At 56.9% G+C, this 20,981-nt stretch carries 21 protein-coding genes; 2 read left to right on the top strand and 19 right to left on the bottom strand.

Annotated features, from left to right (window positions below; genetic code table 11):
• The 5 genes from ACUTQY_RS06115 to agaR are packed head-to-tail and all read right to left on the bottom strand — an operon-like array spanning window position 1 to window position 4,236.
• A complete protein-coding gene (locus ACUTQY_RS06115) occupies window positions 1–894 on the bottom strand; it encodes a PTS system mannose/fructose/sorbose family transporter subunit IID (protein WP_033644827.1) in 894 nt (297 codons plus the stop codon).
• Entirely contained in the window at window positions 884–1,663 is a 780-nt protein-coding gene (gene agaW, locus ACUTQY_RS06110; protein WP_033644826.1) for a PTS N-acetylgalactosamine transporter subunit IIC, read from the bottom strand. Before agaW ends, ACUTQY_RS06115 begins: the two co-directional genes overlap by 11 nt.
• A 14-nt stretch (window positions 1,664–1,677) precedes the next feature.
• Complete coding sequence (gene agaV / locus ACUTQY_RS06105; protein WP_004931808.1) at window positions 1,678–2,154, bottom strand: PTS N-acetylgalactosamine transporter subunit IIB; 477 nt, start codon at window positions 2,152–2,154, stop codon at window positions 1,678–1,680.
• Window position 2,155: 1 nt separating this feature from the next.
• Window positions 2,156–3,439 carry a D-tagatose-bisphosphate aldolase, class II, non-catalytic subunit gene (locus tag ACUTQY_RS06100; RefSeq protein ID WP_046687737.1) on the bottom strand — a complete coding sequence of 428 codons (1,284 nt, stop codon included), beginning with the start codon at window positions 3,437–3,439 and terminating at the stop codon, window positions 2,156–2,158.
• A 23-nt stretch (window positions 3,440–3,462) separates the two neighbouring features.
• Window positions 3,463–4,236, bottom strand: coding sequence for a transcriptional repressor AgaR (gene agaR / locus ACUTQY_RS06095; protein ID WP_033644822.1), 774 nt, complete (start codon window positions 4,234–4,236; stop codon window positions 3,463–3,465).
• 504 nt (window positions 4,237–4,740) lie between these two features.
• Between agaR and ACUTQY_RS06090 the strand changes: the two genes are divergently transcribed.
• On the top strand, window positions 4,741–5,964 hold the full coding sequence (locus ACUTQY_RS06090; RefSeq protein WP_046687738.1) for a CynX/NimT family MFS transporter: 1,224 nt from the start codon (window positions 4,741–4,743) through the stop codon (window positions 5,962–5,964).
• Here the strand turns inward: ACUTQY_RS06090 and ACUTQY_RS06085 are convergent.
• The 3 genes from ACUTQY_RS06085 to ACUTQY_RS06075 form a co-directional block, all read right to left on the bottom strand.
• On the bottom strand, window positions 5,961–6,122 hold the full coding sequence (locus ACUTQY_RS06085) for a hypothetical protein (protein ID WP_162997249.1): 162 nt from the start codon (window positions 6,120–6,122) through the stop codon (window positions 5,961–5,963). The two genes, ACUTQY_RS06090 and ACUTQY_RS06085, sit on opposite strands and share 4 nt — an antisense overlap.
• 23 nt (window positions 6,123–6,145) lie before the next feature.
• On the bottom strand, window positions 6,146–6,259 hold the full coding sequence (locus ACUTQY_RS06080) for a YmiA family putative membrane protein (protein WP_071845171.1): 114 nt from the start codon (window positions 6,257–6,259) through the stop codon (window positions 6,146–6,148).
• 389 nt (window positions 6,260–6,648) lie between these two features.
• On the bottom strand, window positions 6,649–8,301 hold the full coding sequence (locus ACUTQY_RS06075; protein ID WP_046687739.1) for a multidrug ABC transporter permease/ATP-binding protein: 1,653 nt from the start codon (window positions 8,299–8,301) through the stop codon (window positions 6,649–6,651).
• A gap of 373 nt (window positions 8,302–8,674) precedes the next feature.
• On the opposite strand from ACUTQY_RS06075, the gene ACUTQY_RS06070 reads away from it, so the two are divergent.
• Window positions 8,675–9,226, top strand: coding sequence for a tyrosine-type DNA invertase (locus ACUTQY_RS06070; protein WP_033644817.1), 552 nt, complete (start codon window positions 8,675–8,677; stop codon window positions 9,224–9,226).
• Between the two features lie 220 nt (window positions 9,227–9,446).
• On the opposite strand, the gene ACUTQY_RS06065 is transcribed toward ACUTQY_RS06070, so the two are convergent.
• The 11 genes from ACUTQY_RS06065 to ACUTQY_RS06015 form a co-directional block, all read right to left on the bottom strand.
• Window positions 9,447–10,130, bottom strand: a complete 684-nt coding sequence (locus ACUTQY_RS06065; protein WP_033644816.1) for a response regulator transcription factor — start codon at window positions 10,128–10,130, stop codon at window positions 9,447–9,449.
• A gap of 45 nt (window positions 10,131–10,175) precedes the next feature.
• The gene (locus ACUTQY_RS06060) at window positions 10,176–10,871 is read right to left on the bottom strand and encodes a response regulator transcription factor (RefSeq protein WP_042785287.1); all 696 of its coding nucleotides are present in this window, start codon (window positions 10,869–10,871) and stop codon (window positions 10,176–10,178) included.
• 59 nt (window positions 10,872–10,930) lie between these two features.
• On the bottom strand, window positions 10,931–11,458 hold the full coding sequence (locus ACUTQY_RS06055) for a fimbrial protein (RefSeq protein WP_128868583.1): 528 nt from the start codon (window positions 11,456–11,458) through the stop codon (window positions 10,931–10,933).
• A gap of 60 nt (window positions 11,459–11,518) precedes the next feature.
• Window positions 11,519–12,577 (bottom strand): fimbrial protein, encoded by a 1,059-nt coding sequence (locus tag ACUTQY_RS06050; RefSeq protein ID WP_046687740.1) that lies wholly within the window; start codon window positions 12,575–12,577, stop codon window positions 11,519–11,521.
• A gap of 10 nt (window positions 12,578–12,587) precedes the next feature.
• On the bottom strand, window positions 12,588–15,137 hold the full coding sequence (locus tag ACUTQY_RS06045) for a fimbria/pilus outer membrane usher protein (RefSeq protein WP_096242565.1): 2,550 nt from the start codon (window positions 15,135–15,137) through the stop codon (window positions 12,588–12,590).
• A gap of 105 nt (window positions 15,138–15,242) precedes the next feature.
• Complete coding sequence (locus ACUTQY_RS06040) at window positions 15,243–15,920, bottom strand: fimbrial biogenesis chaperone (RefSeq protein ID WP_046687742.1); 678 nt, start codon at window positions 15,918–15,920, stop codon at window positions 15,243–15,245.
• A gap of 87 nt (window positions 15,921–16,007) precedes the next feature.
• On the bottom strand, window positions 16,008–16,523 hold the full coding sequence (locus ACUTQY_RS06035) for a fimbrial protein (RefSeq protein WP_033652146.1): 516 nt from the start codon (window positions 16,521–16,523) through the stop codon (window positions 16,008–16,010).
• Between the two features lie 482 nt (window positions 16,524–17,005).
• Window positions 17,006–17,554 (bottom strand): tyrosine-type DNA invertase, encoded by a 549-nt coding sequence (locus ACUTQY_RS06030; protein ID WP_033644811.1) that lies wholly within the window; start codon window positions 17,552–17,554, stop codon window positions 17,006–17,008.
• Window positions 17,555–18,101: 547 nt separating this feature from the next.
• Window positions 18,102–18,344 (bottom strand): acyl carrier protein, encoded by a 243-nt coding sequence (locus ACUTQY_RS06025; protein ID WP_033644937.1) that lies wholly within the window; start codon window positions 18,342–18,344, stop codon window positions 18,102–18,104.
• An 11-nt stretch (window positions 18,345–18,355) separates the two neighbouring features.
• On the bottom strand, window positions 18,356–19,618 hold the full coding sequence (locus ACUTQY_RS06020) for a beta-ketoacyl-[acyl-carrier-protein] synthase family protein (RefSeq protein ID WP_033644809.1): 1,263 nt from the start codon (window positions 19,616–19,618) through the stop codon (window positions 18,356–18,358).
• Window positions 19,619–19,620: 2 nt separating this feature from the next.
• On the bottom strand, window positions 19,621–20,970 hold the full coding sequence (locus ACUTQY_RS06015; protein ID WP_046688534.1) for an efflux transporter outer membrane subunit: 1,350 nt from the start codon (window positions 20,968–20,970) through the stop codon (window positions 19,621–19,623).
• Window positions 20,971–20,981: the final 11 nt, after the last annotated feature.

Genomic DNA, 20,981 nt, shown 5'->3' with positions numbered 1-20,981 from the left:
TCATAAAATGCCGATAAATTTGCCCGCCACGCCGATCGCTACCGTGACGCCAATCAGCTTCACCGGCGAGAATCCGCGCTTCATCAGGAAGAAAATGAGCAGCGTGAAGCACAGCGGCAGCAAGTTGGGCATCAACTTGTCCAGCACGTCGGTCTGCAGCGCCACGCTGGCCTTGCCGGCATGCATCACCAGCGGCGTGGACAGGTGCACGTACGAGGCCACCAGCGCGCCGATCACCGTCATGCCGACAATGGAAGCGGCGTGAGAAATGCGCCGGGTATGGGTCTTCAGCAGCGCCAGCGCGCTGGTGCCGGCCTGATAGCCGTAGTGCGCCAGCCCAAAACGCAGGCCGAAGTGGAACAGGTTGAACAGCAGCAGGAAGACGATCGGCCCGAACAGGCTGCCCTCCAATGCCAGCGAAGCGCCTATGCCGGCGCAGATTGGCAACAGCGTCAGCCAAAACAGCGCGTCGCCGATACCGCCAAGCGGCCCCATCAGCGCCACTTTCACCGCGCGAATGGTGGAGATCTTTTCCTTGTTCTGCTCCATCGCCAGCACCAGGCCGGACAGGAAGGTGACGTCGAACGGATGCACGTTGATAAATTCCATGTGCATCTTCATCGAGTTGGCCAGATCCTGCGGGTTGCGGTGGATCTTGCGCAGCGCGGGGATCAGCTGATACAGCCAGCCGCCCGCCTGCATGCGCTCGTAGTTGAACGACGCCTGCAGCAGCAGCGAACGCCAGGCCATGCGATTGATGTCGCCGCGCGTCAGCGCTTCGGCGGGCCGGCTGTCCAGATAGTCGTCCTGCTCCACCTGGCTGGTGGCCAGCGCCTGCGCCATACGCTGCTCGGCCTTTTGCGCCAGCAGATCGTCGGAATCGTTAAATGCCATCTTCGGCGTCCTCCTGCGGAGCGGGCCGGGCCGTCGCCTCTGCCGCGCCGCGTTGCGTGTTGAAGAAATCAATCAAAGCGATCGCCAGGGCGCCCAGCGCCACCGCCAGGATCGGCAGCTTGAGAAACGTGACCGAGATGAAACCGAGGATAAAATAGGCCACGTAGGTTTTTTTCATCATCACCTTCATCAGCAGCGAGAAACCGATCGCCGGCATCATGCCCCCCGCCACCGCCAGCCCGTCCAGCAGCCAGCCCGGCGCTTTCTGCACCATGGCGCTGGCTGCATCGGCGCCGAAGTAAATCGGCAGGAATGCCACCACGAAATAGAAGATGAACAGAATGCCGATGCCGAGATAGTTCACCCGTTCAATGCCGCGCCAGTTCAGCGCTTTCACCATGCGATCGCAGCGGTGCATCATCGGTGAGAACAACGTAAACAGCAGCGTGATGCAGCCCTGCACCGCGATCGAGAACGGCACCGCCACGCCGATCGCCACTTTAGGATCGGCTTTGGTCAGAATGGCGAATGCGGTGCCGATCACCCCGCCGATCACCACGTTAGGCGGTTGGGCTCCCGCCAACGGCACCATCCCCATCCACACCAGCTCCAGCGTGCCACCCACCAGCAACCCGGTATAGACATCGCCCAAAATCAGCCCCACCAGCGGCCCCATCACTACCGGCCGGTGGAAGTGGGTCAGACCGTCGAACAGGTCAACCCCCGCCAGCCCGGCCAACAGCGCAATCAATAACGCATCCGTCAACATGCTTTCCCCCTGGCTCAAAAGAGCAGTTTGCCGATCGCCTCACCCGCTTCATCCGGCACCCGTCGCACTTCGCACTCCACGCCCAGTTCCGCCAGCGCGCGGAACGCGGCCACGTCGCCGTCGTCCAGCGACACCGTTTTGTGCACCTGCCGCTTCCCCTCGGCGAAGTGCATATTGCCGACGTTGACGAAACGGATCGGCACCCCGCCGCGCACCAGCGTCAACACGTCCTGCGGCGTTTTGCACACCAGAAAGATCTTCTGCCGATCCGCCGCCTTGTGGATCACGTCAATGGTTTTCTGCAGCGTGAAATAACGGGTCTGCACCCCTTCCGCCACCACCATGTCCATCAGGTTCTGCTGCACCGGATCGGCGGCGGCCTCGTCGTTGGCCACCACCACCAGGTTGGCGCCGAGGGTATTGGTCCAGGTCACGCCCACCTGGCCGTGCACCAGGCGATTGTCGATGCGGGTCATTAAAATGTTCGGCATGCTAGCGGCCCTCCGGGTAACAGGCGGCGTGGTAATCGTCGAGTACCTGCGTCACTTTATGCAGCACCCACTCCTGCGGATCGGTGCTCAACTCGCCGGCATTCAGCGCCCGCGCCTGATCCGGCAGGTACTGGCTGAGCAGCGCCAACGGCGCCGGGTTGCGGCGCAGGTTGTCCAGCAAGCCGTCGACCGCCTGCTGCACCTGCGGCTGCGGCCAGTAGTAACGCACCCGATCGCTCAGGCTGTAGTGGCGATCGAGATACTGTTGGTGCGGCGTGCCGTGGTAATAGCGGCTCCACTGCTGCGGCTGCTCGCGCATCACCTGCTCCAGCGTGGCGCGCAGCTGCGACGACTGGCGTTCCCCCAGCCATTCACGCTCGATGCGATCGAGAGCGAACAGCGCTTCTCGCAGCGCAAAGGTCAGCGCCGGCCCCACCTTCAGGATGGCGAAGTGATCGCGCACCAACTGGCGATAGGCCTGCGGCGGTTGGTAATCCGTAGAGTGCGCTTCATAGATCATGCCCGGCTGCCGTTCGATGAAATGGCTCAATGCGTCGGCGCGCTGCGGCTGATAACGTTCGACGCTGTGGTGATCGAACTCGACGCCCGGCTGCACCACCAGCGCAATGGTTCGCTGCCAGGCATCGTTCAGCTCGGCTTTTTGCCAGGCGATACGGTGCATTTCCAGCGTTTGCGCCACCGCCTGCGGCGTGGTGACCTGCAGGCCCGCCAACGCCTCCTGCGCGCCGCCCGGCACCGGCACCTCGGTGCCGATCACATAGACCGGCGCTTCGCCGCCGCTCTGCGCCCAGGCGCGTTCCGCCACCGCGCACAGGCGTGCCGCACGCTCGGCGACCGCCGCATCCCCCAGGGGCGAGGGATCGCCGGCGCACGACATGGAACAATCGAGATGAATTTTGCGAAATCCGGCGCGAACGTAATCGTCGATCAACGTTTCCGCCAGCGCCATCGCTTCCTGAGCCGGGCGATCCTGCCAGGCGTTCGGCCCCAGATGATCGCCGCCCAGCCACACGCGCTCGCGCGCCAGGCCAACCTCATCCGCCAGACGCCAAAGCGCATCGCGGAACTGGGCCGCCGTTTGGCCGGTATAGCCGCCGAACTGATTGACCTGGTTGGAGGTCGCTTCCACCAACACCGGCGTGCCGCGGCTTTTAGCCTGCCGCAGCGCGGCCTTCAGAACCCAGGGATGGGCGGAACAGACGGAAAAAATCCCGACCGGCATACCGGCCTTGTGCTGCTCGACAAGCTGTAACAACTGCTGCATGAAGCCCCCATGCAGGCGCCGTGCTACCGATCGGCGATGATGACCTCCACGCCCAGCTCGGTTAACGCCCGCTCGTAATCGTCCGGAAGACGGCTGTCAGTGATCAGCCGATGGATTTGTCCGGCTTCGCGAATCATGCAAAAGCTCTTGCGACCGAATTTGCTGGCATCCGCCACCGCGATAATCTCGCGCGCCACCTCGCACATCACGCGATTGAGGTGCGCTTCACCGGGGTGAGGCGTGGTGATGCCGGCGCTCAGATCGAACCCGTCGACGCCCAAAAACAGCTTGTCGAAGCGGTACTGACGCAATTGCTGCTCGGCAGCCGGGCCGTAGAGCGAGTAAGAGTTGCGGCGCACGCTGCCCCCCAGCACCATGACTTCCACCCCGTCGTTTCCCGAAAGCTCATAGGCAATGTTCAACGCGTTGGTCATCACCACCAGATCGCGCCGCCCCTTCAGGAACGGCACAATCTGCGCGGTGGTTGAACCGGAATCGAGGATCAGCGCCTCGCCGTCGCGCACATAGCCGGCCGCCGCGTTGGCGATCAGCGTTTTGACATCGCGATTCAACCGCCCTTTGTCCCGCAGCGGCCGATCGAAAGCGAATTGCTGATTGAGCATTGCGCCGCCGTAAGCGCGCAGCGCACACCCTTTTCGTTCCAGAAAGCGCAGATCGTTGCGGATCGTCACCGTGGATACTGCAAACTGTTTGCTGAGCTGTTCCACACGCACGCTGCCGTGCTCGCATAACAGATCGATGATGTGTTCACGTCGCTTTGCGGTATTCACTGGCATGAGCTGCGGTCCTCAGGTTTCCGGTATCGCCGGGGAGAAGATGGCTTTCGCTCTACTGCGCTGGCATTACAGCAAAGCGAAAGCAATGAAATTGTGATCGGGCTTACAGCCCCGTTTTAGCAAAAAAACCGCCAAAAAACCTTTCGAATCGAAACGAATCGAAAAGCAAAAAAAATGGAATGGGAGAAAAATGAAATGCCATGACGAGCATGAGCGCCGGAGAGCAGCCGCACCGGCGGCGGCAGAAGTGAAAGCGCCGCAGACCCCGTCCTGCCCCATGACTTTTAGTTCGCTAAGTGACCAGGATCACATAATGGTAATTATCCTGCAGCCGGCGGGGGTCAGCCCTCTCCATCCCGCCGGGCCATCCCCTTGTCAGCACGAGCCATCTTCCCTACACTTGCGATCAGATATCGGCTCCTTGTCGGTACGTAAGCGTTAACGTCAATCAACGCATCACGCCATGCAGCGCTGATTGTCTGCATGCCCTGGTGCGAGGAACTCATGCCGCAACCCGCTTCATCTTCATCATCATCCATCGCGACCTCGCGTCGCCGTTTGCATCGCCCTGCTCTGCTGATCGTTGGCATCATGCTGATCGCGGCTAACCTGCGCGCCGCCCTCACCAGCGTCGGCCCGCTGCTGGAACAGATTCAGCAACAGCTGGCGTTGTCCGCCACCGCCGCCGGCCTGATCAACTCGCTGCCGCTGATCCTGTTCGCCGTCCTCTCGCCACTCACCCCGGCGCTGGCGAAACGCTTCGGAATCGAACGCACCCTGGGCTTTGCCCTCGCACTGCTGGTTTGCGGCATCGCGCTGCGTTCCCTGCCGCAAGACGCCATGCTCTGGCTGGGAAGCGTTCTGATCGGCGCCGCCATCGCCTTCGCCAATGTGGTGCTGCCAACGCTGGTGAAAAGAGATTTTCCTCATCGCGCCGCCGCGATGATAGCGGCCTATGCGGCGGTGATGTCACTGGTCGCCGCCATCGCCTCCGGTCTGGCGGTACCGCTGGCTTCCCTGGCCGATCTCGGCTGGCGCTTCTCCTTGCTGTGCTGGGGATTACCTGCGCTGTTGGCGCTGTTGATCTGGTTGCCGCAGCTGCGGCGCACAGCCACACCCGCAGCCAAAGAGCCACAATCGGCAGAGCCGCAACGCTATCGCTCTCCCTGGGGCAGCGCGCTGGGCTGGCAAGTGGCGATGTTCATGGGGCTGCAATCGATCGCCTTCTACACCATTATCGGCTGGTTCAGCGCCTTTGCCGTCAGCCACGGCGCCTCAGCCCAGCAGGCGGGCTTCGAGCTGTTCGTTTATCAGGTGGTGGCGATCGTCGCCAACTTTGTCATGGTGGTGATTTTGCCGCGGGCGCGCGATCAGCGGGCGATAGCGCTGGGCAGTTCTCTGCTGATCTTTATCGGCGTCGGGGGATTATTGGTGCAACCCGCCAGTTCACTGGTGTGGCTGACGTTTGCCGGGTTGGGAGCGGGGAGTTCGCTGGTGCTGGCGTTGTCGTTCTTTGGATTGCGCAGTCAGCATCATCATCAGGCGACGCTGCTGTCGGGCATGGCGCAATCCGTCGGTTATCTGTTGGCCGCGCTGGGACCCACCTTATTCGGCCTGTTGCACGATCTGACGGAAGGCTGGCGCTGGCCGTTGATCGCTCTGCTATGCCTGACCGTCTTGCAAATGCTGTTCGGCGCGCTGGCCGGCCGCAGCCGCGTGATCGGCTAACGTCGCTGAACGATGGGCCGCGCCGCTTCGGGAGCGGTATCCTGCCATAAATCTTCAATAAAGGCGCGCTGCTCATCGCTCAGCCCCCATGAAGGCGGAATTTTTGACTGTGCGCGACGCTGAACGCCCTCACGGTTTTTAGCCTGCTTCTTGTTCACGAATCGTCTTCCTGCTTAACCTGCTAACTCAGTAACCAGTAAATCACGGCAGCGGTTAGCAGCCAGAACAGCCCGCTACCGATAAACACACACAGCCATGCTTTACGTTTGATATTTGATCCATCCTTGCTCACCACAGCGCCCCTAACCAATAGATTAAACCACTCAAAATAAAATTATTGATCTATTTTAACGATCAATAAAGTCGTTTTTTCCTATGGAAATTTAAAAAAATTCTGCTACCCATAGGTCTGCATTGCCGAATCAGCCACAACGGCACCGTGGATATCACTGTTATCGGCAGGCGAGAACGTGTTTTGATAGGCGAACGAATGCGCAGTGTGCCACACCTTTAAAGGTCAAAATTAAACCACCGGTAAATAATTCAAACATCAATTATTTGACTGGTCGTAAGCCAAATCGGCAGCAGACAGCATTGGAGGAGCGAGAGAAAATGAAGCGACGCACTGAAATAATGCGCGGGAGAAGCGCCGGCCCGTTTTGGTCTGGCACGGGCCGGCGTAAGTTAACCGATTCTGCTGACGGAATCCCGGCTGGCGTGTTCACGCTCGCTGCCGGTCAACTCGCGTAAATGGCCTGAGCGCATCTCCAGCAACCGATCGGCGTGTTCGAAATAGTGATCGTCATGGCTGATGGCGAACACCGTTTTGCCTAACGCGCGCAGCGCCGGCAACAGTTCGCGATAGAAAATGCGCCGGAACTGCGGATCCTGATCAGCGGCCCATTCATCCAACAGCAAAATATCGCGTTGTTCCGCCACCGCCAGCAACAGGGCCAGACGTTTGCGCTGCCCCTGCGACAGTTGCGGGTTGGTCACTCTGGCGCCGTCGAACTGCAATTTGCTTTTCATATTCAACCGTTCAAGCCAATGCGCGACCAGCGCCGTATCAGGTTCGCCGCCTTCCGGTCCTTGTAAACGATCGAACTGATGAAAATCGGTGAAAATCGCTGAAAACAGCCGGCGATAGTCCGGCATATCCGCCGCGGTCTGTGCGACACCATCCAGAACGATGTGCCCGCTTACCGGCCGATACAATCCGGTCAACAGCATCGCCAGCGTTGACTTGCCGCTGCCGTTGCCGCCGATAAGAAACACCAGCTCACCGCGCCGCAGCGTCAGATTAAGCGGCCCGACGGTAAAACCGGGCTGTTGTTCCGCATCTGCATAGTGAAAAACCACGTCGCGCAGCTCCAGCGTCTGCCAGGAACGGCCAACGGCGGCTGGAAACCCCGGCTGATACTCGGCCAGACGCAGCGCTTTCAGCTTGTTGAAGGCCACTTCGGCGCCGACCAGCGTCGGAAACGCCCCCACGGCCTGCAGTAAGGGCGTGCGCAAGAACAGCAGCGTCAGCGAGTAGGTCGCGGCCACCGTCGAGTCCGCCCATCCCAAACTGTTGGCCATAAAGAACACCAGCCCGATCGCCCCTAACATCATGATGTTAGACCAGTTGAGCGCACTCAAATGGAAGGTATCGGCGCGAATGATATGGTAGCGATAGGCTTGCGCGTCGGGCTGATAGGCCTGCTCGTATAACGCCTGCGCCCGTTTGCGGTTCAACGTCAGTTCCTTACGGCCGTCAATCACCGATTCATAACGATGATAGAGACGCTCTTCTGACTCGCGCAAACTGGCCATATGGCGATAAACCCGTGACACCAGGCAGCCGCTACCCACCACGGTCACCGCCACCCAAACCGCCGTGACCGCCAGCATTTTCGGCGATAACCACCCCAGATAGGCCGCTGCCCCCAGGGTCAAAATCACCCCTTGCACCAATTCGGGCAAGCGCACGAAGGCGATGGTGATATTGCGGATGTCACTGGACAGACTGGCCAGCAATGAGGCGCTGCCTAACTGTTCGAGGCGCTCGATCTCGGTATCCAGAATGCGCTTCACCAGTTGCCCACGCAGCCGATAGACGAAGTAATGGCCCAATGTGGTCAGCGCCAGCTGTGAACCCAACGTGACCGCTATCAACAATGCCAGCAGGGCGAGAAACATCGGCAACACGGCCAATGGGTTGCCGCTGACGTCCATCAGATATTGATTGATAAAAGCAATGATACCGATGCCTAAACCGGCGCTGGCCATGGTCAATGCCATAACCGCCAGAAATGGCCAACGATACTGGCGATAAACCACCCGTAGCAGTTCCATGAACAAACCTCTGAAGTCGCGATCTGGCAGGCATTGTAAGCGGCGTGAGAATGAGATCAAGACGAATTCTCATCATAGTTTATCAAGCACCGGTCGGGGTGAGGCGTTATCGCGGTTGCCGCCTGCCGGCGACCAATTCGCAGCATCGTTCGCTTTAGGCGCTAAATATTCGCCAATTAAATAAGCTGCTCAAGAACATAGATCTATAAAATCAAAATGCATTCACTAAAAAAATAGCAAAAAATAAAAAGATAAAATAAACCCATGAATTCACAAATAAAATTATTTATTTCCTTTGCTGCCTATTATGTTCCAATGCTTTAATAAAACTTCATGATGGAAATCGCCAGTACCAGATACGCAGGAAAGGAAAATGAAAAAAAGGAAATTCCTTAGCCAGATTGAAATTGAACAACTGATTGCCGCCGTGCATGAGGGTAAAAATAGCATTCGAGATCGTTGTTTACTATTAATGTGCTTCATTCACGGCTTGCGGGTGAGCGAACTGCGATCATTACGCCTGCAAGATATTGATCTTACCTCCCATCGGATCCATATATCTCGGCTAAAGAACGGTTTTTCCGTTCAGCACCCCATTCAGCCGCGAGAACGACAGGCGCTGTTAAACTGGCTGGCCCAGCGGGCGAACTATCCTGACGCCAATTCCCCATGGTTATTTCTGTCGCGCCACGGCGGGCAAATTTCACGTCAGCAACTGTATCGCCTAATGAGAATGTACGGTGAAATGGCCGGCATTAGCGTTCAGGTTCATCCTCACATGCTGCGACACTCCTGCGGTTACGCGCTTGCAGATAACGGGGTCGATACGCGCTTGATTCAGGATTATTTAGGGCACAAAAATATCCAGAATACGGTGATCTACACCGCAACCAATGTAGAGCGATTCCGCACGATCAGCATTTAATCTTACGATGGAAATAACGATGCAGGCGCTCATCTTCTTTTAACATGCGCATCGAGTAAGGTAAAAATATCGGATGGGAAAATGCAGCCCGGCACGCCAACAACGGTCTAATTCAGCACTATTCCAACGCCGAGCTGCTTTCATCCACCCGCCCAGGGGAACACTTGTTTGATTGTTTTTTCAACGCCTATGCTACCGGCTTATACCCTACCATTAACGATTAAGTCCCCTTTGACCACTTCCCGCCAAATTGTCGCGTAATATTGCCGTGCAATGAAAATAGTTCGCTGTCATTCTTCACCTGCAGTTTGCGCATGGCGCTGCATTTATGCGCGCTGATCGTCTTGATGCTGCGGCGTTGCAATTCGGCAATTTGCCGCAGGCTCATGCCGTTGAACAAAAAGGCCAACACATCAGTCTCGCAGCGAGTCAGCTTCCGAGTGGCCACCTCATCTGCGCTAACCGAGGGGGCCAGAAAAGTCCCTATCTGTGGGCTCAACACTCGCTCCCCAAGCAAGACCCGATTAAAAAACTCCGCCACCAGCGGTAAAGCGTCATCTCTGGCGACGATGCTGACATTGGGCTGAGGCAACAATCGCCCTAACTCTTCTGCATTACGGCAACGGGTATAGGCAATCACCCGTAATTCGGGCAGTTGCGTGCACAGGGCCAGCAACGCTTCCCTGCCCTTAGCGGGCGTCTCATCTTCACCGTCCAGTTCGGTAATCAGCACGTCGGCCTGCTGATAGACCACGCTATCCACCACCGCACGTACGCTGGTTTCCTTTACGACGACTTTTACCTGGGTTGGCAGCGTTTTTAAAAAACTGGCCAACCCTTCCAGCGTCAATGGACATCTGTCCATTAATGCTATGTTCAGCGGTTGCTGACGCCATAAATGCATAATCTGCTCCTATGCTTGCTTGCCCACGAGACCTCGTGCGCTTGCCTAGCGAACCAAGGATGAACCTTGCGCAGCCATCCATTTCCCCTGAAGATACAGTTCCCCATCGCTGTGAAACCCCAGCTTCAACATCGCATTGCGTTTATGGGTGCTGACGGTGCGGATATCACGGCACATGGTCAGCGCCACGCTGGTCACGCTCTTACCGGAAAACAGTTGGGTCAACACATCCAGTTCCTTCGCCGTCAGCGGTTTATCGGCGCCAGCCTCATGCAATTGACGTTGGCGTACCCGGTGGCTGAAGCTGCAACTGCCTGTCAGGACTTGCTGAACACAGTGGGTCAATGCAATAGCCGGTTCCTGCTTCAGCATCAGGCCGCGAATACCGGAAGCGATGAGCTGCCGCAACAGCCTCGGTTCATCCAATGCCGTACAGATGACAATCGCGGTGTCCGGCGAGTTTTCCCGCACCTCAGCGATCAGCTTGAATCCCTCCAATACCGACTCTGATTGACCACACAGCTCCATCACCAATAAACGATGCGGATGCTCAGTCAATAAGGCTCTCAGTTCCACCAGATTTGCCACCTGCCGAATGTTGCCAGGTTGGAGACCACAGGATTCAATCAACCGGTTTCTCATCCCCAGAGCCGTCATGGCGCAGGGTTCCATGACAGCCACGGCACCCGCCGCTTCATTGCCCGCCGCCAAGGCCATTCCATTGGGATAATTGATTTTCATATCATCACCTTAACTCTGTCGTTAACCTTCCGCCCACGCCGGTCCTTTTGTCCCATTGCCTACTGATAGACAAAAGTGACCTGCAGAGCGCCGTCTATTGAACCTGGCGTCGATCCGCCATGGGTGCTGTATGCCCGCGCACGTAAATCGAATCTGGCATTATTCGTCGCGCGATCCACCAGTTGCGTCATGCTCTTGCCATTGCCCAGGTTGGCCCCTTGGCTATTCTGCAACTCAATTTGCACCCGACGAGAGCCGCCGTTGCTCTTGTACAAGCTGGCGCTTTCCTCGGCGGGCGTCCCGCTGAAGGTCACGACGACAGAGGTGGTGGTGCTTGGGCAGTTTTTTAACGTCAGAGGAAACTCTATCCAGGGGCTGAAAGCCCCGGACGTCGCCAGGGTAGCAGCGGAAATATCGTCTCCCAAATTGACGGACACAGTGCCGTTCGCACCGTCGATTTCGCAGGGGGCGGCTTTAATGTTGCCGCTAATCACTATTTTCGATACCGCGAGCGCCGCCGGTACGGTCAAAAGCAACGCGCCGGTCAGCGCCAGGTTGCAGCCAAAACGATTACACATTTTCACCATAATCTGCTCCTTGTCGTTAAACGCAGGGGCCCGTCAGCCCGCTGCCGTTGAAATATCCGTTTATTGGATTTCGGCCTGAATGGTTGCCGTGGCATTAAACTGCCCCACTGAAGGGGCTTGCCCGGTGGTATTGATCGGATATACGCTGATCCGCGAACTGCCGCTTTGGTCGGGATAGTTGAAGTCATCGATGGGCAAGCGCCCGCTCTGCGGCCGAATCACATTGCCCTGCATATCCTTAATCATCACGCCGATGTCGCGGTTGCTGGTCTTCAGCGCCTCCGGCATGTTGCCGTCGGCCTCGCCGCGAAATGACAGACTGACTTTGACGCCCTCGGAAATATTGCGACAAGACAGCGTCAGCGTTCTCTCTTCCGGTGTGAAACGAGGTGGCATCGCGCCTTTCGTTTGGAAATGGGTGCTGACGATATCGCCAAAGTCGATCACCACCGTCTGGGGACTGATCTCGCAACTCTGCGGCACGGTGACGGTACCGCTCATAGAGATGGTGGAAACCGGCGTATCGCTTTTCACGCCACTCACTACCGATACATACGTTTCCACCAGTCGGGTATTCGGGATCGCCGTCACGCCAACGAAGGGCCGACGGAAATACAGGTGAATGCGCCCACGCGCGCCGCTGTTGTAGGGCGAACGGGCGCAGGATTCATCATCGCCATCCATGCTGGTCTTACGGTTAGTCTCATTGGTAAAGGGTGCAGCAAGGTATTCATTGCGCTGCCCCGCCACGAAGACCTCGCTGGCGACGCCCAGATATTCGTTCAACGCGTAATACGTCAATCCGCCCTCCTGAAATACCGGGTTGGTCAACAGCATTTTGGCGGTGATGTAAGAAGCCGTGCGAGCGGTACATTCGCATTTCACATAATACGAACCGGGCAAGTTCCATGCGTTCTTATCCGCGTTCTTGATAATCCGCCCCGTCACGTTTTGCGATGGGTCGCTTAAGCTTGGGGAAAAGGCAAATGAAAAGCCGTGCGTTCCTGATATCGGCGTACACTGCCCTGGCGCCGCCTGCGCCTGCTGTACAGCCAGTATTGCGCACGCCAGCAGCCCACCGGCGATCGCCCTGCGTTGAATCGATATTCCTGTCGCCATTGTCTGCACCTTATAAACACAGTCCGTTAACGAGACGTATTCCGCCGCTCTCTGGCTGATTAGCCAATTGATAGTTAGCCTGACACTGCTGAGCCGCGTCATTGCCCCACTTAACCTGCAGCCGGCCACTCTCCGCCATGCCGGCCAAATAAACCTGCCCGCCGTCACCGACAATGCCGGCATTATCAGAGGGGCTATTGAGATTGCTGACGGTGGCGCCGAACGGCACCGGATTGCCACTGCGCGTCAGTAATGTCAGCAACACGCGGGCACCGACATCCGGATTGAAGCTGGCACGCACCACGGCGCCACGGGTTGGGATCACCGTTTGGCTGCTCAAGGTCATATCGACATCCTCGGCGAAAGACTCGCCGTCCAGGCCGACGATATTGCGCCGATAAGGCGTCAGGTAAGGCACAACCGCATAGCCGCGCCAGTCGGTGCTGACCCCGGTCTGGTTCAAAACATCCACCCCTGAAGCGCCGGGCGCCTGCACTAATGCCACCGTATCGCCCAGCGGCTGCGACAGCGTGACGCCGTTTTGGTGCACCAGAACACCGCCCTGCACGCCGTAGCTCACCTGTTGGCGATGGCGATCGTAGCCATACCCCAGGTTCCACTCGGCGAGGGCGCCTTTGTAGTCCGCCTGAATATTACCGTTCGCCCCCACGCCCCTGCCGGTGTAGCCCTGGCTGATGCTGTAGTTCAGGTTGTTGCCCGGCAAAGCGGTGCCGCTCAACCCAAGATTGTTGCTGGTGGCGCCGTTGCGGCTGGCGTTCATGTTGTAGGTGGCGTAGCTGCCAGGCAGCCATTTGCTGAGCGGCACGCTGACGTTGAAGGCCACGATATGGTCGCGAATATTGCTGCGGTTGCCGTTGTTGTCATACCCGTTCTGGCTGAAGGTGTAATTCAGTCCGTAACTGACAGCTTCCCAACTGTTGTTGTAGCTGAGGCTGACCGACTGCGAACGACGATTGTCATTCCAGTAGTCTTCGTTAAACAGGCTGAGCGACAGCGTTCCTCCCAGATCCCACAGGCTCTGGCTCATCGTCAACTCGGCACGGCTCTTTTTGTGATCGTTATAGATCGCGCTGTTGCCGCCGTAACTCTCCAGCGCCTCTTGCAGGCTATAAAAACCACGCGTGGAATAGCGGTAGCTGGCCAAGCTGAAGTTAGTGCCGGTTTCAATGAAGTTTTTGCCGTAACGCAGGCGCCATGATTGCCCTTGCTCTTTCGGCCGAGTTTCCTGCTTGGTCCATGCCTGAGTGACATCAGCGGACAGCGCCCCCACCGCCCCCATGTTCTGCCCCCACCCCAGCGCCAGAGACTGGTACTTACTGGCGGCTTGCACGCCGCCGTACAACGTGGCCCCCCACGGCAAACCGTAGATGCCGGTGGCCTGGCTGAACGGACGTTCATCAACGCCGCCGCTGTATGAACGGTATTTCCCGCTGGTCAGGCTGTATTTGAAACGCCCTTCACGCTGCAATACCGGCACCACGGCATAAGGCACCACGAAATGTTGCTCCTGCCCGTCAGCCTCGCGCACGCTGACGTTCAGATCGCCGCTGCCGCCCGTGGGGTACAGATCGGTAATTTCAAACGCACCCGGCGGCACATAACTTTGATAAATCACGTAGCCGTTTTGCCGGATCACGATTTGCGCGTTAGTGCGCGCAATCCCGCGCACCACCGGCGAGTAGCCCTTCATACTGTCCGGCAGAATGTCATCTTCAGAAGCCAATTGCCCGCCGCGGAACTGTACGCTGTCGAACACCTCGCTGGACGTTGTGCTGTCGCCCAGAGTCAGGCGGCTTTGCAACGCAACAATATCGCGCTGCAGATAGGTATTGATTGAACGCCAGGATGAAGCGCCGCCGGTGTAGTGATTCCAGATGGAATAGTTACGCAAACGCCAGGCGCCCCAGTTGATGCCCGAGCGTAAATTGAGGTAATAGTTATTGTTGTTCTGCCGTTCGCTGCCGCGTGTTTGGCTATTGGCGCCGCTGAAGTTGTAATTGACCAACAACGCCGGTATGCCGGAGTCCCATTTATCCGGAGAAACATAATCGCGCGCATTTAAGTTCAATGCCGCTTGCGGAATGCTCAGATTCAATCTCAGCTGATTAAACTGGAACACCGTCGAAGCCTGAGGAATGGCCTGCGCCAGATTGACGCAGCGCTCCTCCGCCGCGATCGCCGGGAACATGGAGACTCTCACCCCCAATTCGGCCAATTTTTCCGCGCTGAAACAAGGCTGCAGCGCTTGCTTTCCGCCAGCCGTCGGCATCAGCCGGAACTCGACGTCGAGACTGTCAACCTGTTCGCCGTTAAGGTAAAGATCGACCCGATAAGTGCCGGGCGCCTGGCTGTTGTTTTCCTCAAATACGGAGAGATCGGCGCCACGCAGCGCCGGGTTGTCAATCTCCAACAGCGCCGGGTTGAAGTAATCACGTGCATGCGCTGCACCGATTGGATAAAGCAGCGCCACCTGGCAAGACATCAAACCGGCCAAAATCGATCGTGTCCCTGGTAAACCAATGCTATTCGGGTTATTCATCCTTTTAACTCCCTGTCCCGATTGGCTCAGCCGCCTAAAATTCAGGTAAGCCGAACGCTGGCCCCAGCGTTACTCCGGGGCCAAAAAACACGCATCGCGGCCCGGCTATAACGTGCCGGTATAGGTCTGGCCGGTTCCGCCATAGTCGTTGATGATTTGCCAGCTCAGGCTGCCTCCCCCACCCTTCGCCGTCGGTAACGGAAAACTGGCGGTAGCTTGCGGCGCAACCATGGTGTTGCCGGTAATGGCACTGCCGTTCAGCTTCAAATTAAAAAAGGTGAGGTAATAGGGTGAAGGGTTGGTCACCTGCAGCCGATCGCCGCTGCGCCGCCACGTTACTTTGCCGGCCGCTTCTTCCGGATTGCCGGCCAGTCCCTGGGGACGATAAATCAGCTTGATGCGGGTCTTGATCGCAATTTGCAGCGTGTTTTCTTTCTTTTCTACCGAAGGAATAGACTTCACATTCAGCCAATACAGCGATTCTCTGTCCGTCGGCAAATTGCCGCCCGCACGCACTACGCGCAGCAGGTTATTTTGGCCGCCGTCCAAGCGAAACAACGGTGGGGTGATGATAAACGGCGCTTTAGCGCTTTCCCCCTCTTGAGCATCGACCCAGGATTGGATCAAATAAGGCACCGCATCCGGATTATTGATATTCAGAGCGGACTCTTTTTTACCTCCGTCGTATATCAGCCGTGTCCCGCCCACGATCACGCCGGCCTGAGCCGGAGCCCAAAGCGCCATCAATAACGCTGCCGTCAGCGCAAAATATCCCGCTTTCATTTTGTTATCTTCCCCGATGAATAAAGAGCCAGAGACACAGCCTCTGGCTCATTTTTCTAACGCTCACGCCGATATAACGGCGTGAATTTACTGATAGGCGATAGTGAAGTTGGCGGTGGCGTTCGCGCTACCGACGGAAACGGTATCGTAAGCGTAATAACGCGCCACAAAGCCCAGAACGTTGTCTTTGTTCTCTGCCAGCGTATATACGCGGGAATCGTTGCCGATATTGAGCACATTGCTGGCATCATCCAGCAACTGTACGCCAACGCCACCAGCAACATCGGCGGCGTCAGTCAGCTTCAACAACCCGGACTGGCCCTGAACTTGAGTGCCGTCAAAACGCACGGTGGCGCCGGTGACAGTCGCCGGGCAGTTTTTTAACACCAGGTTGAATGCCTTGGCACCTGCAGTATTAGATTGAATAAACGCATCTTTGGCGATCTTACCCAGAGCGACCTGCTTGTTTTGGGAGTCCGGATCGACGGTGCACGACTGATCGGTGATGCTACCGGTGATATTCAGCTTGCCATCAGCGGCAAATACGGAGGTGGTAAATGCAGACGCGGTCAAAACAGCTACAGCCAGCAGATTCTTTTTCATCCTACTTTCCTTAAAATTATGCAAAATATGCATGGTTTTATTTCCGACATATCCTTAATGTCATTCCCTTTTATTTAGTTCCACGAAGAGCAAATACCCTTGACCAAACTTATTGATGGCCTAAGGCTTATTCACCCAAACGATTCATTTTGAACTAAAGTGACTCCTTTGGTTTTTAAAACCAAAAAACAAATAAAAGACAGAATTTAAAGCCAAATAGAAAACAAAATAACCTCAAATCAGACCAAAAAACCAAGGGATTGGCCGATTGATTTAAACTGACTTTTCTTTGATTAGGATTTTGCTTAGATGGCTGGAGTGCGGAAGAAATGAAAAATTAACTCAACTATATGTTTTTAAATAAAATTCTCCTTTGTCAGACAAAGTGAGCGTAGGAATATTGACATTGTTTTTACGCGTCCTTACAGTATGTTTCAGTTTAGTTCAAAGTGACTCCTTGCCGTTACTCTATTAAATCGCGCTTACCAAATTTCTTTAAAGCGCTGTGCATTGCTGGCGGTATAAATCACCGTATTCTGAATATTTCGGTGCCCGAGGTAATCCTGAATTAATCGGGTATCGATACCTCGGTCCGCCAACGCAAATCCGCAACCATGCCGCAGCATATGCGGATGGGCGTTAATCTCCAGTTTCGCCACCTTACTGTAATGACGAAGCAGGCCGTAAATACGTTGGCGCGACAAACGCCCGCCCCGATTGGAAAGAAATAACCATTCCTGATCGGCCCAACGGTGTTGCCGGCGTTTATCCAGCCAACGCCGCAAACATTGCCTTTCTCGCAGATAAAGCGGATGCACCGTGGAAAAACCATTCTTCAAGCGATGAACATAAATGTTGCCGCCTTCCAGATCGATGTCCGACAAACGCCATCCCCCAATTTCGCTGGCGCGGCAACCATGAATAAAACACATATAAATCAGACAATAATCGCGTTCTGGATTCTTTCCATGCAGCGTGACCTCAAGCAGTCTCTCCACTTCAGAAGGCGTCAGATGTTTACGATTAGACATACAACCTCTATTACTTTGATCGGAAAAATGTGGCTGTCATTTTCCTTTTACATCACCACAATGGACACTCAGGGTTTCCCCTGGCTATGGATAGGTTCCTGCATCCAGCGCGGAGTATAACGGATTTGCCAAACGCGAACAGTGTACAGGGATTAATCCCCCCTTCAGCGCCCCCCTTGAGGCCCCCTCATTAATGAAAACCGCAGCTCAACTGCCACCATCAGAAATAATAAGGACGGCATACTTCCCGATTCACTTTAGTTTGCGTTAATACTTCCATTTCACACATGCGCTAAAATTGGCAAACAAACCGACAAAACAAAGAAAAATCCTAATAAAATCGCGAGGCGCCATGGGTTTCAAAGCGTTATACGGCTCGTAAAAAAACGAAATAAATCCGCCGGCGCGAACGTATCTTAACCAAACCGATAAGTATTAATCTTTATGTGAATCGATAAGAGGAAAGGTCAGGGCAGGAGGAAATAAAAGTCACGATGGGGAATAACCCAGGTCTGACCGCCGCACACGGCCGCCTGGGGGGGGAGAATTATTGACTGGTCATAACGTGACACAGCTCGCCAAGGGTCAGATCAGGCCGTTCGATAAACATTTCCGCATTGAGCGTAATGCCGAACTCACGCCTAACCAGCAGCATCAACTCCATATAATCTAGGCTGTCCAACCCCAACTGTTGCAGCGGCATATCGGCCGATAGCAGCGTTCTGTCCAATCCTTTGGCTTCATACAACAGGCCGCAAATCGCCTCATACAATCGATGATACTTTTCCATATGCCCTACCATTATCCATTGTGATTGCCGAATACCAGCGCTGCATTGGCGCCGCCGAAACCGAAGTTGAGACTCATGACATTGCGCAAACGACCGCGACGATGCCCCTCGCGGATATAATCGAGATCGCATTCGGGATCGCTCTCGTGCAAATGGCAGGTTGCCGGCATCATTTGCTGCTGCAACGCCTGTAGGCAGACGATCGCCTCAAAGCTGCCGGATGCGGCGAGCAAGTGCCCGGTATAGGATTTCGTGCTGGAAATGGGTGTGCGGTAAGCATCGCGCCCCAAAGCCGCCTTGATCGCAGCGGTTTCGTTCACATCGCTTTGCGCCGTCGACGTGCCATGCGCATTGATATAGTCGATTTCATGATTGCCTAGCCCCGCCTGTTCCAGAGCCCATCGAATGGTTTTCACCTTGGCCTGCGGATCCTCCGCCGGTGCGGTGAGGTCAAAAGCGTCTGAAAAGTTGCCGTATCCCTTGACCTCCCCCAGTATTGTCGCGCCGCGCGCTAAAGCCGCCTCTCGCTCCTCAAGACACAACACGGCGGCCCCTTCCGCCAACACGAAGCCACTGCGCTCCCGGCTGAACGGGCAACTGGCCTTGGTGATATCCTTTTGCTCCCGACTCAGCAAACGCAACGCGTCGATGTTCCATATCGCGCCATTGCCGCTCAGTGATTCCGACGCGCCGGCCAACATCATTGAAGCGCGGCCGCTGCGGATCACCTCAAACGCATCGCCAATCGCGATGCCGCCGGTCGCACAGGCCGCCGCCGGCGAACTTTGATAACCCCGTAACTGCCAATGTTGGCCGCATATGGCGGTCGCAATATTGGGCATTGCGTGAAAACAGCCAAACAGCTGCCCCATGCCGGATTGCAGATAGTCCGCATTGTTTTGCATGATCTCATCCTGGCCGCCCCAGCCGCTGCCGATAATCACCCCGCAGTCCAACGACGAATAAAAATGCCCGGGCCTCACGTGGCCAGATGAAAACGCCATGTCGATCGCTTCCGTGGCGGCGGCCAGCGCCAGCCTGGCGAATCTGGGCAGACGGCGGCTTACCCGCGCGGCAACGCCTTCCAACGCCGGTTCGGCCTCCAGCAAAGCAAAAAAGCGCGCGTGGATCCCCGCCGCCGATTTATCGTGATAGCGATAGGCCAAACGGTTGGCCATGATCGCCTGCCAGTTTTGCGGCGCGTTGCCACCCAGCGCGGTGACGGCGCCGTAACCGGTGACCACCACGCGTCTTGTATTCCGTTCTTTGTCCATGCTTACTCCCCTTGCCCGGATGCGAAAGCCTCGTTGCCGCCCAGCGCCAGCCAGAGCTGCATCGTGGCGTTCAGGTAGCGATATTGCAGTGCCGACAGTGAATTCTCGCTGGCTAACACCGCCTCTTGCGCGTCCAGCAACGTTTGCAGCGCGACGGAACCGGCCTGATATTGATGGCGGGCCAATGCCACGGCTTGTCGCCCCATCGCCAGATGCCGCTGCTGATTGCCGATTTGCCGCTGCGCTTCCAGACGTTCCCGCATGGCGCTGTCTACCTCTGCCAGCGCGCGGTAAACCGCATCGCGAAATTGAATCTCCGCGCGCTGCACCTGCAACGTCGCTTTGTCGCTGGACAAGCGCATCTTGCGCCACTCGATGAACGGCAGCGTCAACGTCGCGCCCAGCGAGCGCGAAGGTTCACTGAACCATTGGCGGAAAAGCCCGCTGCCGGCATCCAGTGCGGCATCCAGACTCAGCGCCGGATAAAAACGCAATGTAGCGGCCTCCGCACCGGCCAGCGCCGCCCGCAGGCGCCGCTCCGCCGCCTGCACATCCGGCCGTCGCGCCATCACCGCCGCCGGCAGACGTGGCGCAATGGGCACCTCGTTGATCGGTAGCGCTCGCCTTTCGCTGTATCGCAGCAAGGGTGAACGGCCGAACAACAGCGCCAGCGAGTTGCGAGCGTCTTCCCGCTGCCGTACCAGTTCATCCCGTTGATTCTCACGCGCCAATAGGTTTTGCTCCGCCTGCAACAACTCGAATCGGCCGACGTCGCCGGCGGTGTGACGTGCCGCCACCAGCCGTACAGTCTCACGCGCGAACGCCACCGCCTGTTGCTGATGGGTGACTTGCTGATTCAAATCGGCGATCTGCCAATACCCGCGAGCGGTAGCGCCGATCAAAGTCAACGCGGTATTGCGCCGATCCAACTCCGAAGCGACGGCCAGCCACTGAGCCTGCTCGCGAATGCGCGCCAGCTTGCCCCATAAATCCAGTTCATAACTCAGTGACAGCCCTGCGCGGTAACTTTCTTGCGGCCGCGCCGCGCCGCGCAATGCCTTGGTATTGCGGCCACTCAGGCTGGCGGCCAGGTCGGGGGTCGCATTGCCGGCTACCAACCCGGCCTCCAACATCGCCTCACGCCACTGCAATCCAGCCAGCGCCAGATCCTGATTCGCGATGAGCACGCCATCGATCAGCGAGGAAAGCTGCGGATCATTGAAGTTTTCCCACCAGGCGACGCCTGCCCGCAATGAACCGGAACGTTCATCGACCACGCGCCACTGCTGCGGCAACGACGGTGGCGCCGTGGCGTCGATCGGCCGCCCTCCGCAAGCGCTCAAAGACAGCATGACCAGTCCAT

This window comes from Serratia sp. TSA_130.1 (assembly GCF_052691795.1).
Note: the sequence above shows the minus strand (reverse complement) of the source record. Positions and strands in the feature narration are given on the sequence as shown.

What these genes read in the sequence shown, in the direction of transcription:
- ACUTQY_RS06115 (WP_033644827.1), bottom strand. Translation starts at nt 894, where the DNA reads ATGGCATTTAACGATTCCGACGATCTGCTGGCGCAAAAGGCCGAGCAG.
- agaW (WP_033644826.1), bottom strand. Translation starts at nt 1,663, where the DNA reads ATGTTGACGGATGCGTTATTGATTGCGCTGTTGGCCGGGCTGGCGGGG.
- agaV (WP_004931808.1), bottom strand. Translation starts at nt 2,154, where the DNA reads ATGCCGAACATTTTAATGACCCGCATCGACAATCGCCTGGTGCACGGC.
- ACUTQY_RS06100 (WP_046687737.1), bottom strand. Translation starts at nt 3,439, where the DNA reads ATGCAGCAGTTGTTACAGCTTGTCGAGCAGCACAAGGCCGGTATGCCG.
- agaR (WP_033644822.1), bottom strand. Translation starts at nt 4,236, where the DNA reads ATGCCAGTGAATACCGCAAAGCGACGTGAACACATCATCGATCTGTTA.
- ACUTQY_RS06090 (WP_046687738.1), top strand. Translation starts at nt 4,741, where the DNA reads ATGCCGCAACCCGCTTCATCTTCATCATCATCCATCGCGACCTCGCGT.
- ACUTQY_RS06075 (WP_046687739.1), bottom strand. Translation starts at nt 8,301, where the DNA reads ATGGAACTGCTACGGGTGGTTTATCGCCAGTATCGTTGGCCATTTCTG.
- ACUTQY_RS06070 (WP_033644817.1), top strand. Translation starts at nt 8,675, where the DNA reads ATGAAAAAAAGGAAATTCCTTAGCCAGATTGAAATTGAACAACTGATT.
- ACUTQY_RS06065 (WP_033644816.1), bottom strand. Translation starts at nt 10,130, where the DNA reads ATGCATTTATGGCGTCAGCAACCGCTGAACATAGCATTAATGGACAGA.
- ACUTQY_RS06060 (WP_042785287.1), bottom strand. Translation starts at nt 10,871, where the DNA reads ATGAAAATCAATTATCCCAATGGAATGGCCTTGGCGGCGGGCAATGAA.
- ACUTQY_RS06055 (WP_128868583.1), bottom strand. Translation starts at nt 11,458, where the DNA reads ATGGTGAAAATGTGTAATCGTTTTGGCTGCAACCTGGCGCTGACCGGC.
- ACUTQY_RS06050 (WP_046687740.1), bottom strand. Translation starts at nt 12,577, where the DNA reads ATGGCGACAGGAATATCGATTCAACGCAGGGCGATCGCCGGTGGGCTG.
- ACUTQY_RS06045 (WP_096242565.1), bottom strand. Translation starts at nt 15,137, where the DNA reads ATGAATAACCCGAATAGCATTGGTTTACCAGGGACACGATCGATTTTG.
- ACUTQY_RS06040 (WP_046687742.1), bottom strand. Translation starts at nt 15,920, where the DNA reads ATGAAAGCGGGATATTTTGCGCTGACGGCAGCGTTATTGATGGCGCTT.
- ACUTQY_RS06035 (WP_033652146.1), bottom strand. Translation starts at nt 16,523, where the DNA reads ATGAAAAAGAATCTGCTGGCTGTAGCTGTTTTGACCGCGTCTGCATTT.
- ACUTQY_RS06030 (WP_033644811.1), bottom strand. Translation starts at nt 17,554, where the DNA reads ATGTCTAATCGTAAACATCTGACGCCTTCTGAAGTGGAGAGACTGCTT.
- ACUTQY_RS06025 (WP_033644937.1), bottom strand. Translation starts at nt 18,344, where the DNA reads ATGGAAAAGTATCATCGATTGTATGAGGCGATTTGCGGCCTGTTGTAT.
- ACUTQY_RS06020 (WP_033644809.1), bottom strand. Translation starts at nt 19,618, where the DNA reads ATGGACAAAGAACGGAATACAAGACGCGTGGTGGTCACCGGTTACGGC.
- ACUTQY_RS06015 (WP_046688534.1), bottom strand. Translation starts at nt 20,970, where the DNA reads ATGCTGTCTTTGAGCGCTTGCGGAGGGCGGCCGATCGACGCCACGGCG.